11 protein-coding genes are annotated in these 13,915 nt (G+C 70.6%); 6 read left to right on the top strand and 5 right to left on the bottom strand.

Annotated features, from left to right (window positions below):
• Position 1 precedes the first annotated feature (1 nt).
• The 4 genes from D5S19_RS24385 to D5S19_RS24370 all read left to right on the top strand — a co-directional run bounded on the left by D5S19_RS24385 (position 2) and on the right by D5S19_RS24370 (position 4,600).
• Positions 2-1,477, top strand: a complete 1,476-nt coding sequence (locus D5S19_RS24385; RefSeq protein WP_120025728.1) for a class I adenylate-forming enzyme family protein — start codon at positions 2-4, stop codon at positions 1,475-1,477.
• Positions 1,464-2,369, top strand: coding sequence for a methylmalonyl Co-A mutase-associated GTPase MeaB (meaB, locus tag D5S19_RS24380; RefSeq protein ID WP_120025727.1), 906 nt, complete (start codon positions 1,464-1,466; stop codon positions 2,367-2,369). Before D5S19_RS24385 ends, meaB begins: the two co-directional genes overlap by 14 nt.
• Positions 2,357-4,048 (top strand): acyl-CoA mutase large subunit family protein, encoded by a 1,692-nt coding sequence (locus tag D5S19_RS24375; protein ID WP_199730681.1) that lies wholly within the window; start codon positions 2,357-2,359, stop codon positions 4,046-4,048. The genes meaB and D5S19_RS24375 overlap by 13 nt, the downstream gene beginning before the upstream one ends.
• Positions 4,049-4,180: 132 nt before the next feature.
• Positions 4,181-4,600 carry a cobalamin B12-binding domain-containing protein gene (locus D5S19_RS24370; RefSeq protein ID WP_199730680.1) on the top strand — a complete coding sequence of 140 codons (420 nt, stop codon included), beginning with the start codon at positions 4,181-4,183 and terminating at the stop codon, positions 4,598-4,600.
• A 91-nt stretch (positions 4,601-4,691) separates the two neighbouring features.
• Here D5S19_RS24370 and D5S19_RS24365 read toward each other — a convergent pair whose 3' ends face one another.
• Positions 4,692-5,648, bottom strand: coding sequence for a GntR family transcriptional regulator (locus D5S19_RS24365; RefSeq protein WP_120025726.1), 957 nt, complete (start codon positions 5,646-5,648; stop codon positions 4,692-4,694).
• Positions 5,649-5,813: 165 nt separating this feature from the next.
• On the bottom strand, positions 5,814-7,808 hold the full coding sequence (locus tag D5S19_RS24360) for a S9 family peptidase (protein ID WP_158605625.1): 1,995 nt from the start codon (positions 7,806-7,808) through the stop codon (positions 5,814-5,816).
• Between the two features lie 357 nt (positions 7,809-8,165).
• Here D5S19_RS24360 and D5S19_RS33295 point away from each other — a divergent pair, with 357 nt between their 5' ends.
• Positions 8,166-8,360: an alpha/beta hydrolase family protein gene (locus D5S19_RS33295; RefSeq protein ID WP_120025724.1), complete on the top strand. Its 195-nt coding sequence runs from the start codon at positions 8,166-8,168 to the stop codon at positions 8,358-8,360.
• Between the two features lie 147 nt (positions 8,361-8,507).
• Here D5S19_RS33295 and D5S19_RS24350 read toward each other — a convergent pair whose 3' ends face one another.
• Positions 8,508-10,172, bottom strand: coding sequence for a DUF885 domain-containing protein (locus D5S19_RS24350; protein ID WP_120025723.1), 1,665 nt, complete (start codon positions 10,170-10,172; stop codon positions 8,508-8,510).
• A gap of 180 nt (positions 10,173-10,352) precedes the next feature.
• On the opposite strand from D5S19_RS24350, the gene D5S19_RS24345 reads away from it, so the two are divergent.
• Entirely contained in the window at positions 10,353-11,813 is a 1,461-nt protein-coding gene (locus tag D5S19_RS24345; RefSeq protein ID WP_120025722.1) for an alpha/beta hydrolase, read from the top strand.
• A gap of 27 nt (positions 11,814-11,840) precedes the next feature.
• Here the strand turns inward: D5S19_RS24345 and D5S19_RS24340 are convergent, their stop codons facing one another.
• On the bottom strand, positions 11,841-12,515 hold the full coding sequence (locus D5S19_RS24340; protein WP_120025721.1) for a response regulator: 675 nt from the start codon (positions 12,513-12,515) through the stop codon (positions 11,841-11,843).
• A complete protein-coding gene (locus D5S19_RS24335) occupies positions 12,512-13,636 on the bottom strand; it encodes a sensor histidine kinase (RefSeq protein ID WP_120025720.1) in 1,125 nt (374 codons plus the stop codon). Before D5S19_RS24335 ends, D5S19_RS24340 begins: the two co-directional genes overlap by 4 nt.
• Positions 13,637-13,915 lie beyond the last annotated feature (279 nt).

Genomic DNA, 13,915 nt, shown 5'->3' with positions numbered 1-13,915 from the left:
GGTGGCCGTCGCGGCGGATTCCGTCGTGGCGTGGGTGGGTGCGGTGGCGCGGGCGCACGCGGGCTCGCCCGCGCTCGTCGGCGATGAGGTGGTCTGGACCTATCGGGACCTGTGGGACAGAGCGGGCGAGGTCGCCCGGACGCTGCTGCGCCGCGGCCACCGGATGGGCGAGCCGGTCGGCCTGATCGGCGCGAACGAACCCGCGTACGTGGCCACCTATCTCGGGATCATGCGGGCCGGCGGAATCGCGGTACCGGTGAACGCGATGCTCGACGCGGGCACCGCGCAGCGTCAGCTGGCCTCGGTAGCGCCGAAGCGGGTCTTCACCGGGCAGATCGAGGATCCGGTGCGGGACACGCTGGCAGAGCACTTCGAGCTGCTGCCGATGGACCCGGGCGCCAATCCGGAGCCGACGGGCGCGGGCAGGCTGCCCGAGGTCCGGCCCGAAGCGGTGTGCACGATCATGCTCACCAGCGGGTCCACCGGGCAGCCCAAGGGCGTCATGCACACCCAGGCGACCATGCTGCACGCGGTCCTGCAGCTCACCTCCGCGTTCCCGTTCTGCGCCGACGACCGGTCGGTGGTGTTCCTGCCGCTGCACGCGTGCATACCCGAACAGGTCCTGCCGGTGCTGTGCACGGGCGGTTCCCTGGAGATCCTCCCGGGATTCGACATCGACCGCGTGGCCGACGCCTGCACCCGCGCCACCACCTTCGACGCGGTGCCGACCATCCTGAGCCGGCTGCTCGAACACGCGCCGCTGGGCAAGCTCGCCCACCTGCGGTGGGTGCTGTTCGCCTCCGAGCCGATGCCGGTGCCGCTGCTGGAGCGCTGGTGGGACGAGCTGCCCGCCGTGGAGACCCACCAGCTGTACGGGATGACCGAGGTGCTGCCGCTGAGCGCGGCCCCGCATCGGCTGCTGCGCGAAGAACCGGGCACGGTGGGGTATGCGTTCCCCACCACGCGGCTGATGGTGGATGCCGAAGGCGGCGGGGAACTGCTCGGCGCGAGCCCCGCCCGGATGGCCGGGTATCACCGGGACGAGGTGGCCACGAAGGCGGCGCTCGCCCCGGACGGTGCGATGCGCACCGGGGATCTCGGCCGGATCGACGAGCGCGGGCTCGTGCACCTGACCGGGCGCAGCAAGGACATCATCATCTCCGGCGGATTCAACATCGCGCCGGTGGAGATCGAGGCGGTCGCCGCCCGGCATCCGGCCGTGGAACGGGCGATCGTCGTGGGGATCCCGAGCCCGCGGTGGGGCGAGACACCGGTGGTGGTGGCGGTGGCCCGGCCGGGTCACGCGCTCAGCGCCGCGGAACTGCTGGCGCACTGCCGGGCCGGGGTCGCGAAGTATCAGCGGCCGAGCGGGGCGGGACTGGTGACGGCCTTCCCCACCACCGGGATCGGCAAGGCCGCCAAGGACGCGGTGAAGCGGATGATCATGGACGGGACGATCGACCTTGTTCGAATCTGACGAAATCGACGCGCTGGTCGAGAAAGCGCGCACCGGGATGTGGGCACCACTGGCCCGTGCGGTGACCGTGGTGGAGAACAGCCCGCCGTGGGAGGTGTCGGTGCCGCGGGCCTCGCAGCCCTGCCACATCGTGGGCATCACCGGACCGCCGGGCGCGGGCAAGAGCACCCTCACCGGACGGCTGATCGAGTCCTTTGTGGACGCCGGTGAACGGGTGGCGGTGCTGGCCATCGACCCGTCCAGCCCGCTCAGCGGCGGCGCCGTGCTCGGCGACCGGATCCGGATGGAGACCCACCTGGCCGGACGGCCGGGGGTGTTCGTGCGCAGCCTCGCCAGCCGCGGTTCGCACGGCGCGGTCGCCGGGGCCACCCGCAACATCGCGCGGCTGCTGGAGCTGTCCGGCCTGTTCGACGTGGTGCTGATCGAGACCGTGGGCGCCGGGCAGACCGAGGTGGCCATCGTCGAGGTCGCCGACACCGTCCTGCTGGTCACGGTGCCCGGGCTCGGCGACGCGGTGCAGACGATCAAGGCCGGGCTGATGGAGATCGCGGACTCGTTCGTGGTCAACATGGCCGACCGGCCCGGGGCCGCGGAGACCGCGCGGCACCTGCGACTGGCGGCCGGCCGGGCGGACGCGGTCTACAAGACCGTGGCGGTGGACGGCACCGGGGTCGACGAACTGCGGACCGGCCTGCAGAAACGCTGGCAGGCACTGCTCGACGGCGGCAGGCTCGCCGCCGAGCGGGCGGAGAAATGGGGCTCGGACGCGGCACTCGTGGCCGAGGCGTGGGTGGGCGACTGCGCGGCGTCGATCGCGCTGGACCCGCACGAACCGATGCAGAACGCGGTGGAACGGATTTTGAAGGAGGCGGTGCGCCGATGGACATCATGACCGGTAACGGAGACCAGCGCTGGGACGAGCACGTCGAGCAGTGGCGGCGCGAGCGCGTCGCCGCCGACTACGAACGGATCCCGCCGCGGCGGGCGGAGTACCGGACGTCCTCGGGGACGAAGGTCAAGGACATCTACACCAGCGCCGACATCCGGGACAGCGACCCGGAGACCGACATCGGGCTGCCCGGCGAGTACCCCTTCACCCGCGGTGTGCACTCCACGATGTACCGCGGGCGCCCGTGGACGATCCGCCAGGTGGCCGGATTCGGCCAGGCCGAGGACACCAACAACCGCTACAAGTACCTGCTGGACGCCGGCCAGACCGGGCTGTCCACCGACTTCGACCTGCCCACGCTGCTCGGCTACGACTCCGACCACGAGGTGTACCGGCGCGAGGTCGGCCGGATCGGCGTGGCGGTGGACACCGTGGTCGACATGCACGCGCTGTTCGACGGCATCCCGCTGGACCGGATCTCCACCTCGCTGACCATCAACCCCTCCGCGGCGGTGCTGCTGGCGATGTACCGCGTGGTGGGCGAGGAACGCGGGTTCCCCGGGCACGTGCTGACCGGCACCACGCAGAACGACATCCTCAAGGAGTACATCGCCCAGAACGAGTTCATCTTCCCGCCGGAGCCCTCGGTGCACCTGGTGGTGGACACCATGGAGTACGGCGCGGACGTGATGCCGCGGTTCAACCCGCTCAACGTGTGCGGCTACCACATCCGCGACGCCGGGGCGACCGCGGTCGAAGAGGTCGGGCTGACTCTCAGCAATGCCTTGTGCTACATGGAAAAGGGTATCGAACGCGGGATCGACCCGGACCGGCTCGCGCCCCGCGTGTCGTTCTTCTGGAACGTGCACAACAACTTCTTCGAGGAGGCCGCGAAACTCCGCGCGGCCCGGCGGTTGTGGGCGAGGCTGACCCGGGAACGGCTGGGCTGCAAGGATCCGCGGTCCTGGCTGATGCGCGCGCACTGCCAGACCTCGGGGGTGTCGCTGACCGCGCAGCAGCCCTACAACAACGTCGCCCGCACGGCGATCCAGGCGATGGCCGCGATCCTCGGCGGAACCCAGTCCCTGCACACCAACTCGCTCGACGAGGCGCTGTCCATCCCGTCGGAGAGCGCGATCCGGATCGCGGTGCGCACCCAGGCGATCATCCTGCACGAGACCGGCGCGGCCGACGTGGTGGACCCGCTCGCCGGTTCGTACTACGTGGAGACGCTGACCAACCAGATCGAGGAGGAGGCGCGCTCGCTGATCGAACGCGTCGACGGGATGGGCGGCATGATCGGCGCGGTCGAATCCGGCTACGCCGCCCAGCTGATCGCGGACTCGTCCTGGGAACAGCAGACCCGGATCGAGAGCGGCGACACGGTGGTGGTCGGGATGAACGACTACATCGACGAGAACGAGCAGCTCGACATCGAGATCGACCGGCCGGTGCCCGGCGTGATGGAACGGCAGATGGCCCGGCTCGCCGAGGTCAAGCGCACCCGGGAAGGGCGGCGGGTGAGCGCCGCGCTGGGCGCGATCGAGAAGGCCGCCCCGGACCTGCACCACAACCTGATGCCGCTGATCGAGGACGCCGTGCGAGCCCGCGCGACCGTCGGCGAGATCTGCGACGTGCTGCGCGGCGTGTGGGGCCACCACCAGCCGTCGACCGTCTTCTAGGGAGTGTTTCGAAGTGGCTTGCTCAGCGGTGCGGGTGGCGGAACCTCAGAACCCGCAGCGGTGCCGGTCGACGGCCCACAGCAAGCGGCTTCGCCGCTTAGGAACCAGAACTTCGAGAGCAGGAGCAACGACATGAAGTCACCGGTGAACCGCCAGGCCCCGATCAAGGTCGTGATCGCCAAGCCCGGCCTGGACGGCCACGACCGCGGGGCGAAGGTGGTCGCGCGGGCGTTGCGCGACTCCGGGATGGAAGTGGTCTATACCGGCATCTACCAGACCCCGGAGTCCATCCTGCGGGCCGTGGTGCAGGAGGACGCGGACGTGCTCGGCCTGTCCAGCCTGTCCGGCGCGCACCTGGAGTACGCGAAGGAGCTGTGCCAGCTGCTGCGCGACAACGGCCGGGACGACGTGCTGTTCCTGGTCGGCGGCACGGTGCCGCCGGAGGACGCGGACACCCTGCGCGGCTACGGCGTGCACGAGGTCTTCGGCCCCGGCACCCCCACCTCGGCACTGGTCGAGTTCATCACCTCGAACGCCAACCAGGCCCGCTGACCCCACCCGTGCCCCGCAAAGCTGTGAAGGGACCCTTCACGGACTCAGAGTCCGTGAAGGGTCCCTTCACAGTGTGCTTTCCAGGCGGGGGTCAGGGGGCGGGGACGAGGTTCGGGTCGTCGCGCTTGTGGGCCTGCATGTCGCGCACCACCTCGTTGACCATGCGGATCGACGCGGTGTCGAGGACGTTGCCGAACTCGATCACCTCGATCCGGCCTTCGAGCCGTTCCTTGATGTCGGGCACCTCGTTCGGCACGACCACCAGGTCGATGCCGGCCAGCTCGCGGTCGGTCACGCCTTCGAGCACGCGCACGTTCTCGATGCCGGAGTCCAGCAGGGAATCCCGGACGGTGACCGCCTGCTCGTCGGTGCGGTACCAGATGCCCACCGTGCCGGTGCGGGCCGCGGCGGCGATCCGCACCAGGGTCTGCACGTGCGGGGCGACCACGATGGCCACCACCTCGGCCGGCTGCCGGCGCATCAGCGTGCGCACCTCGGCGAGGTGGAAGAAGGTGGTCAGCACCAGGTCGGCGGACTCTTCGGCGGCGGTGAACTCGCCCAGCACCAGCGGGGCGACCCGCATCCCGATGTGCTGCTCCAGTTCGCTGGCGAAGTACTTCGCCCGGTCGGAATTGCACTCGACGAAGGAGATCTTCAGCTGGTCGTCCTCGGCGCGCAACGCGAGGTTGAGCACCAGGGACTGGATCTCCACCGCGGACATGCCCAGCTCGACGCATTCGCGGATGGCGCTCTGCAGCACCTCGCGGGCCTTGCCGCGCTCCGGCGTGCCCTCCGGCTCGGCGGCCGGGCCGACCACGATCGTGCCGCTGCGCCCCCGCCCCTCGACCAGCCCGAGCTCGGCCAGCTCGGCGTAGGCGTGCGCCACCGTGTTGCGGTTGATGCGCAGGTTGTCGGCCAGCATCCGGGCACTGGGCAGGGCCTGGCCGGGGGCGAGGTCGCCGGCCTCGATCATGAACGACAGCTGGGTGACGATCTGCCGGTAGATCGGCACATCCGAATGGCTGCTCACCTGAAGCTTGTCGACCACGGCCCTGCTTCCCTCTGTGTGTGCTTCGCGACTGTGCTTCCGGACCTCGGCGGAAAGATCCCTGAAAGAAAAAAATACACCATCAGGGCCGGTCGAGCGGTGTCCGGCGGGACGAGACAAAGCTTACGTCCCACCATCTGGGCCATATCGAGCCCAGCTCGGGGGTCACGGAGTGCCGCCGGGGACCGGGAATCCGAGGTGCCGGGAGAACCAGCCGAGAATGCGCTCGGACACGTCGAGCACGTGCTCGCGTTCGGTCATCCCGTGCCCGGCACCCTTGTAGATGACGAATTCCGTTTCGCAGCCCACCGCGGCGAGCGCCTGGTAGAACTCCTGCGCCTGGGTCACCGGGCACGCGAGGTCGGCGTCGCCGTGCAGCAGCAGGGTCGGCGTGCGGCACTTCGCGGCGTGGAACACCGGGGAGCGGTCGAGATACGGACCGGCCGGGTCGTAGGGGCTGCCGTCGAGGTAGATCTCGTCGAAGCGGCCGAGGTTCGAGGTGTGGTGGAAGCTCAGCCAGTCGGAGATGCCGGAGATCGGGATCGACGCGGCGAACCGGTCGCTGCACGCGGCCGCCCAGGCGGACATGAACCCGCCGTAGGAGATGCCGACGATCCCGGTCCGCGCGGGATCGGCGATCCCGGCCGCGGCCAGCGAGTCGACCCCGGCTTCCAGATCGCGCAGGTCGCCGCCGCCCATGTCGCCGAGGTTGGCGGCCATGAACTCCCGGCCGCGGCCGGTCGAGCCGCGCGGGTTGGGCAGCAGCACCGCGCAGCCGGCCTGGGCCAGCAGGATCCCGTCGCCACGGTGCGCACCCGCGGCGAACACCGAGGTCGTGGCGTTGGTGGGACCGCCGTGCGGCACCACGACGAGCGGCAGTGGCGTCTCGTACCCGTTTTCGGGCAGGAGCAGGATTCCCTCGATCTCGATGCCGTCGAAGGACTTCCACTTGTGCACGCTCTCGCGGACCCTCGCCCGTCCGGCGAGCGCGGTGTTGAGGCTGGTCAGCGCACGCCAGTGCGGGGCCTCGCCGGGCCGCTGGTCGAGCTGCCGGAGTTCGGGTGGCTCGTTGTGCGCCTGGAATCCGGCGACGATCGTGGTGCCGTCGAGGCTGCAGGTCGCGGCGGTCAGGTAGGTGCGGCCGAGGGTGCCCAGGCCGCGCCAGCGCTGGTCGAGCTGCCAGCCGGTCTCCCCGGGGCGGAAGAATCCGCAGGCGGTCTCGACGGAGGCGACGCCGAGCCAGAAGAGCCTGCCGTCGGCGGTCCAGCGCACCCGGGTCAGGTCGGCCTCGTGCTCGGGCCGGGTGACCGATCCGGTGTCCAGGTCGAGGATGGTCAGCGAGCCGGCCAGCAGGGCGCGGTCGCTCTGCGGTGCCTCCAGGAACGCGATCGAGCGCCCGTCCGGGGAGACCGCGGGGGACTGCAGCTGCCAGGACGGGGTGTAGACGATCTTCGTGGTCGCGTCCGCCAGGTCGATGGTCGCGAGTTCCGCGTCGTACCAGCCGCTTTCGGTCGGATCGGCGGACACCACCGCGGCCAGCGGGCCCTGCCCGGCCCAGCCGATCTCCCAGACCGTCCGGTCGTCCTGGCTGACCTGCCGCACGGTGCCCGAGGGCAGCCGCACCCAGTGCACGCGCCGCCGGACGGTGGCCGGCCTGCGCACGAGGAACGAGGCGCCTGCCTCCTCCGGCGGGACGAAGCGGGTGGCGCCGCGGATGTTGCCGGAGTCGGACCCCTCGTCGGCGGTCAGCACCACCAGCCCCGACTCGTCGGCCGCCCACACGATGTCCTCGACGACGCCGGGCACCCCGTCGATCTTCCACGGCTCGTTTGTGCCGTCCGCGTCCAGCGGGGCGATGTAGAGCCGCCACAACCCCGGCTGCTCCCGGTCCGAGGTGAAGGCGAGGAACCGCCCGCTCGGCGAGATCCGGGGCGTCTGGTCGGCTCCGGCCCCGGAAGTGACCGGCGCGGCCGGTTCGTCCCCGCGGGCCAGCCAGATCGCCGACCGCTCCGGCTCTCCATGCTCCGGCGCCGGCTCCTGCACTACGCACGCCCGCAGCCGCCCGTCCGGGGAAACCTGCGGATCGGAGAGAGACCGCAGGGCCGCGAGATCGGCCGGGGTCAGCGGTCCGGCGGGGGCGCCGGGCTCGGGGTGGGCCATGGGTCCTCCATAGGTCGTCGGGCGGCCGGGCAGGCCGGGGCAGGGTCGGGACACCATTTCGGCCTAGCGAGGTAGACCAATAAGTCTGCTCCGGCCCGCTGTCAACAGTAGTTTAAGGCACGATCCAGCGAGGTGAGGGTGAGATATCGAACCAAACTGCTAGGCGTTGACAGTCCTCAGGGGCAGTCAATATTGACGGCCTGGTGAGCTAGGCCAACTGCCGGTACGGCGCGGGCCGGATGGCCTCGGCAAGGGCGTTGCTGCAGGCACCCGACTTCTACAGGTCGCGGTGTCCTCGGCCGGGATCACGACGACCGCAGGTACCACGCCTGGTGGGGCGAGAAGTTCTACGGCGGCCTGGGGGAGTTCGACTTCGCCGGGCACGCCAACGCGGCGCTGGCCGGCCACCTGGAGGGCAAGCTCCTGCTGGCGCACGGCGACGTGGACGACAACGTGACACCGCATCTGATGATGCGCCTGGTGGACGCGCTGATCACCGTGGACAAGGACTTCGACCTGCTGATCTACCCTGCGTGGACCACGTGCTGCTGAACCTGCAGCCGTACTGGATACGCCGGCGCTGGGACTACTTCGTGCAGCACCTGATGGGCGAGACCCCGCCCCGCTACCGGCTCGCGGCCATCCCGATGGACGGGGAAGCGCTGCTGGAGTACCTCCGCGCCTGGGCGTTCAGCTTGTTCAGGCTGCGGTGCGCTCGATCCAGCGGTCCACCACGGAGTTCAGCACCGTCATCGGCATCGCGCCCTGGGAGTGGAGCACGTCGTGGAAAGCCCGGATGTCGAAGGCGGCGCCGAGCCGGTCGGTGGCACGCTTGCGGGCGCCGTCGATCTCCAGCCGTCCGATCATGTACCCCAGTGCCTGTCCCGGCCAGGAGATGTAGCGGTCCACCTCGTTGATGATGGTCCCCGGGGTCAGCGCGCTGTTGGCGAGCATGAAGTCGATCGCCTGCTGCCGGGTCCAGCCGCGGTGGTGCATCCCGGTGTCCACCACCAGCCGGCAGGCCCGCCAGGAGTCGAACGAGACCATTCCGAAACGGGCCAGATCGCCGCTGTAGAGACCCATCTCATCGGCGAGCCGCTCGGTGTAGAGGCCCCAGCCCTCGCCGAAGGCGGGCAGGTAGAGGTACCGGCGGAACTCCGGCAGGTGGGTCAGCTCCTGGCTGAGCGCGAACTGCAGGTGGTGGCCGGGGACGCTCTCGTGGAAGGAGAGCGTCTCGTACTCGTACCGCGTGCGGGTCTCCGGCCGGTAGGTGTTGACCTGGAATTGGCCGGGGCGGCTGCCGTCCCCGGCCGGCGGCACGTACTGGCCGGGCACCGCGGTCGGGGCGATCACCGCGTCGATCGGCGTGACTGTGCACGGGGTCCGGTAGACGCGGCCGAACCAGTCGCCCACCACGCTCTCCGCGCGGGTGAGCAACCCGCGTGTGTCGGTGAGGATCTGGTCCGCGGTCTCGTAGCGCAGGCCGGGGTCGTTGCGCAGCCGGTCGACGATGGTGTCGAAGTCGCCGGTGCCGAACACCTTTTTGCCCAGCTCGGCGTATTCGTCCCGCAGCTGGGCGCAGATGTCCAGGCCCAGCTGGTGGATTTCCTCCGGGTCGCGGTCGGTGGAGGTGTGCGCGGCGACCGCGCGGGCGTAGAGCGCCGGGCCGTCGGGCAGGTGGAGAACGCCGCTGTCGTCGTCGGAGCGAGCCTTGTCCCGGACCGGGCCCGCCAGCGTTTCCAGCAGCGCCGCTATCGCCGGGCGCAGGGAGTCCACGACCAGCGCGCGGACTTCGCCTTCGATCCTGGTGCCGCGGACGGTCCGCACGATCGAATCGTCGTCCGGCGAGGTGGTGAGGTAGCCGGTGTACTGGTCGATGGCCTGGGTCAGCCCGCGCTGGGTGGGGACCTGCCCGCTCGCCGCACCGGCCAGCGCCCGCTCGGCGACCTGGGCCAGGTAACCGGCCGAGCGCCGCAGCCGGGTCAGGTAGTCCTGTTCCTGCTGTGGGGTCTTGACCGTGGCGGCCGCCAGGACGGTGAAGACCGCGGTGATCGGCGAGGTGTGCCCGGCCAGCGCGAACTCCGCGTGCCGGTCGGTCAGCGGGGACGCGGTCGAGTGCGCGGTGTGGATCAGCACGTCCCGGGTGATCCGGTCGTCCTCGGAGAGCGTGTCCGCCGGGATCGCCTCGGCCCGCCCGGCCAGCGCGAGCAGCCGGTCCGCGGCCGCCGCTTCGCCGTCCGCGCTCAGGTCGGGTACCTGGTCGTCGTAGCCGGGCAAGCCGAAGACCGAAGCGCTGAACGGATCGGCGGAACTGCAGGCCTCGAGGAATTCGGCGGCGAGGGCGTCGATCGGGGACGGGCTCATGGATGCTGCCTCCCTGGCGGTGGGTGAGAAGCCGACTGTAACACCGCTCGAACCACGGTAATAGGCCAAATTGCGGACCAGGAGGCCAGGTTGTTTCTGCCGGGAGAACTACCGCGGCAGGCCGGATCTCTGTCTCGCGGCCGATGCCGGTGGACCGGCGACATCCCTAATTTCGGCGGTATGAAAAGAGAACTGTGCGTCCTTGGCGGTGTCCTGCTCGCCGTCGTGCAGACGGTGTCGGCCGGCCCCGCGCAGAAGATCTCCTGGCACCACTGCGCCACCGACGCGGCACTCGACGCGGTGGGCGCGCGATGCGGGGAGGTGCGGGTGCCGTTGAATTACGCGGAACCCGGCGGCCGGAAGATCACCGTGGCGCTGGCTCGGCGTCCGGCGTCCGATCCGGCGCGCCGGATCGGGACCCTCGTGGTCGAGGAAGGCGGCCCCGGTCCGTCGCGGCAAGGGGTGGGGACGCTGGTGCGGCAGGCGCCCGAGATCGCCGCCCGCTACGACCTGGTGGGCATCGACCCGCGGTTCTTCGGCAGCAGCACGCCGCTCGACTGTGGCTGGCCGACCGGGGAGTACGTCAGCCTGGCGCAAGCCGCGCCCGCGGACCGCGCCTCCTTCGACCGCACCGTCTCGGCGGCGAAAGCATTGGCCGCGCGCTGCGCGAGTCACCGGGATGTGTTGCCGTACGCGGGAACACGATCCATCGCCCGTGATCTGGACGTGGTCCGCGCTGCGCTGGGGGAGGAGCGGATCTCGTATCTCGGCTGGTCATACGGCACGTACCTGGGCGCCGTCTACACCCAGATGTTCCCGGATCGCACCGATCGCGTCGTGCTCGACAGCGCGATCGCGCCGAATGCGTACGGTCCCGCGCTGACCAGGGAAACGGCGCCCGCGGATGCCGCCGCGCTGCGCGACTGGGCAGCGTGGGCGTCCCACCACAATGGACAGTACGACCTCGGCGCGACGGCCGCCGCAGTCGTGCGGACCGTGCTGGACATCCAGCGTGCCGCCGCCCGCCGGCCGCTCGAAGTCGGCGAACACCGGATCACCGCCGACCGGATTCCCGGGCTGTTACTCACGTCCGAGGACACCGACGAGTCTTACGCCGAACTCGGCGCACAGGTCCGCATGCTCCGGGACGTGGCTCGTGGCCTGCCCGCCCAGCCGACGGCCGTACAACAGGAAAAGCTGGCGCTCTACACCGATACCACGGTGACTCGGGACTTCTGGTTCAGCGCATCGGCGGCGAACGCCTGCGCGGACCGCGCCGCTTCGCGCGATCCGGAAACCTACTACGCCGACATCCGGGCACACGCGGCGACGGAACCGTTCTACGGCCCGCTCGCACGCCACCTCACCGCTTGCACGTTCTGGCCGGTCGCTCCGCCCGAACCACCGACTCGCATCGGCAACGACCGTTCGGTCCTCATCGTCGGCGCGACCGGTGATCCGGTCACCCCGTATCCCGGGCAGCAGGAACTGCATCGCGCGCTGCGTGGCTCGCGGATGGTCACGCTCGCCTCCGCGTTCCGGCACGGCGTGTACGGGTATGCGTCGTCCGCGTGCGTAACCGATGCGGTGGGGGAGTATCTGCTCGGTGGTGTGCTGCCTGCCGTTGATCGGTTCTGTTGAGTCGGCTTCCCTTGGTGACCACCATCGTCACCGGTCCGGCGTGCCCCGTTCGCCGGGCCGGACCACGCCCGATTCATACGCGAGCACAACGGCTTGCGCCCGGTCGCGGATGCCGAGCTTCGTCAGGACGTTGCTGACGTGCGTCTTGACCGTCCCCTCGGCGACCGTGAGCCGGGTTGCGATCTCCGCGTTCGACCGGCCGCCGCCGAGTTCGGCGAGGATCTCCCGTTCCCGGGCGGTCAGCGTGGCGACCGCGCGGACCGCGGATTCGTCGAGCGGCGGCGCCAGCCGGTTCAGCAGACGGCGGGTCGCGGACGCGGCGAGCACGGCGTCGCCGTCGTGGACGGTGCGGAGCGCGGCGAGCAGCTGTTCCGGCGGGGCATCCTTGAGCAGGAACCCGGTCGCTCCGGCGCGGATCGCGGCCAGCACGTGCTCGTCGAGGTCGTAGGTGGTGAGGATGAGGACCTTCGGCGGGCCGGGCAGCGCGGTGATTCGCCGGGTCGCCTCGATACCGTCGAGGACCGGCATCCGCACGTCCATCAGCACCACGTCCGGGCGCAGCCGCGGTACCTGCTGGACGGCGTCGAGCCCGTCGCCCGCTTCGCCCGCGACGGTCAGGTCCGGTTGCGCGTCCAGCACCATTCGCAGCCCTGCGCGGACCAGCGCCTGATCTTCGACCAGCAGCACCCGGATGCGGTTCATGGCGACACCGGGATGCTGGCCCGCAGCACGGTCCCGCCGCCCGGGGCCGCCCCCAGCCGCACTTGCCCGCCGTAGGCGGCGGCACGTTCGCGCATCCCGAGCAAGCCATACCCACCGGTCGTTCTCCTGAGGAGTCCGACACCGGTGTCGCGCACCTCGATCTCCAGCCGTCCGCTGTCGACGTGCACCGTGACCTCGGCTCGGGCGGACGGCCCGGCGTGCCTGCGCACGTTCGTCAGTCCTTCTTGGACGATCCGGTACACGACCAGCCCGAGGCCTGGCGGAACCGGATTTTCCGGCAGACCGAAGGAGAACCGCACGTTCTGTCCACCCCTGCGGGCCTGTTCGATCAGCCCTGGTAAGTCCGTCAGCCCGGGCTGCGGCGCCGGTGACTCCGCCGACCCCGGGTCACGGAGCACCCCGAGGATCCGGCGGGTCTCGGCGAGTGCTTGCCGCGCATGGTCGCCGATCGTGCCCAGCGCCCGCCCCGCGGTTTCCGGGGCCGACGCGAGAGCGTAGCGGCCGCCGTCCGCCTGAGCGATCACAATGGACAGAGTGTGCGCCACGACGTCGTGCATCTCCCGGGCGATCCGGTTGCGCTCGGCCAAAACCGCCCGCTCCGCCAGAGCGGCCGTCTCCGCCCGGCGCGCCCGATGCAACGCCCCGAGCGTCCCGGCCGCGACGACCGTGCACGCCAGGAAACCGCCGAGGAGCAGGTGCGCCCACCAGGGCACGGGCACCAGCGGCCAGCTCACCCCGCCGAGCACCGCACCGGCCAGCCCCGCCGCCAATGCCGCCCGCTGCGTCCACAGTGGACCGTAAGACGCGCAGGCGTACACCGCCATCGGGACGGCCAGGTCAGCCGGAACAGCGCCGACATCGTGTCCGACGAGCAGCCATTGGCCGAGCGCCAGCAGGAATACCGCCCCCGCGCACCCCGCCGGACTGCGGCGGCGTACTACCAGTGGTAGCGGAAGCGCGACGGAGAAGAACAGAAACCCAGGCGGGGCACCGAGCGCAAGACCCCAGGCGAGGCCACCCGCCGCGATGAGCCCGGCCGCACCGACGTCCACCAGGGACTGGTGCCCGCGCAACCAGCCGTATGCCCGTTCACCCAGCACGGAGTCACGGTAGCCGAACGGCGAGCGTCTGCGCGTCAGCCCGCGGGTGGATCCGGCCTATCCCGCGCGGCATACGACCGGGTGGAGAAGGGCTGTGAAGGGTCCCTTCACAGCCTGAGAGTCCAGGGTGTCGGCAAAGTTGGTCGGGGGCCCGGCAGTGGGCGATGCGGAGGTGTGTGCGACCACCTCGTGGCGTGCGCCGGACCGGTTTCGGGTCTGTGAAGGGTCCCTTCACAGCCTCAGAGTCCGTGAAGGGTCCCTTCACGGACCTCTACACCG

The organism is Amycolatopsis panacis (assembly GCF_003600245.1).
Classification (GTDB): Bacteria; Actinomycetota; Actinomycetes; order Mycobacteriales; family Pseudonocardiaceae; genus Amycolatopsis; species Amycolatopsis sulphurea.
The sequence above is the reverse complement of the archived record's forward strand: the minus strand, read 5'-3'. Positions and strand labels throughout refer to the sequence as shown.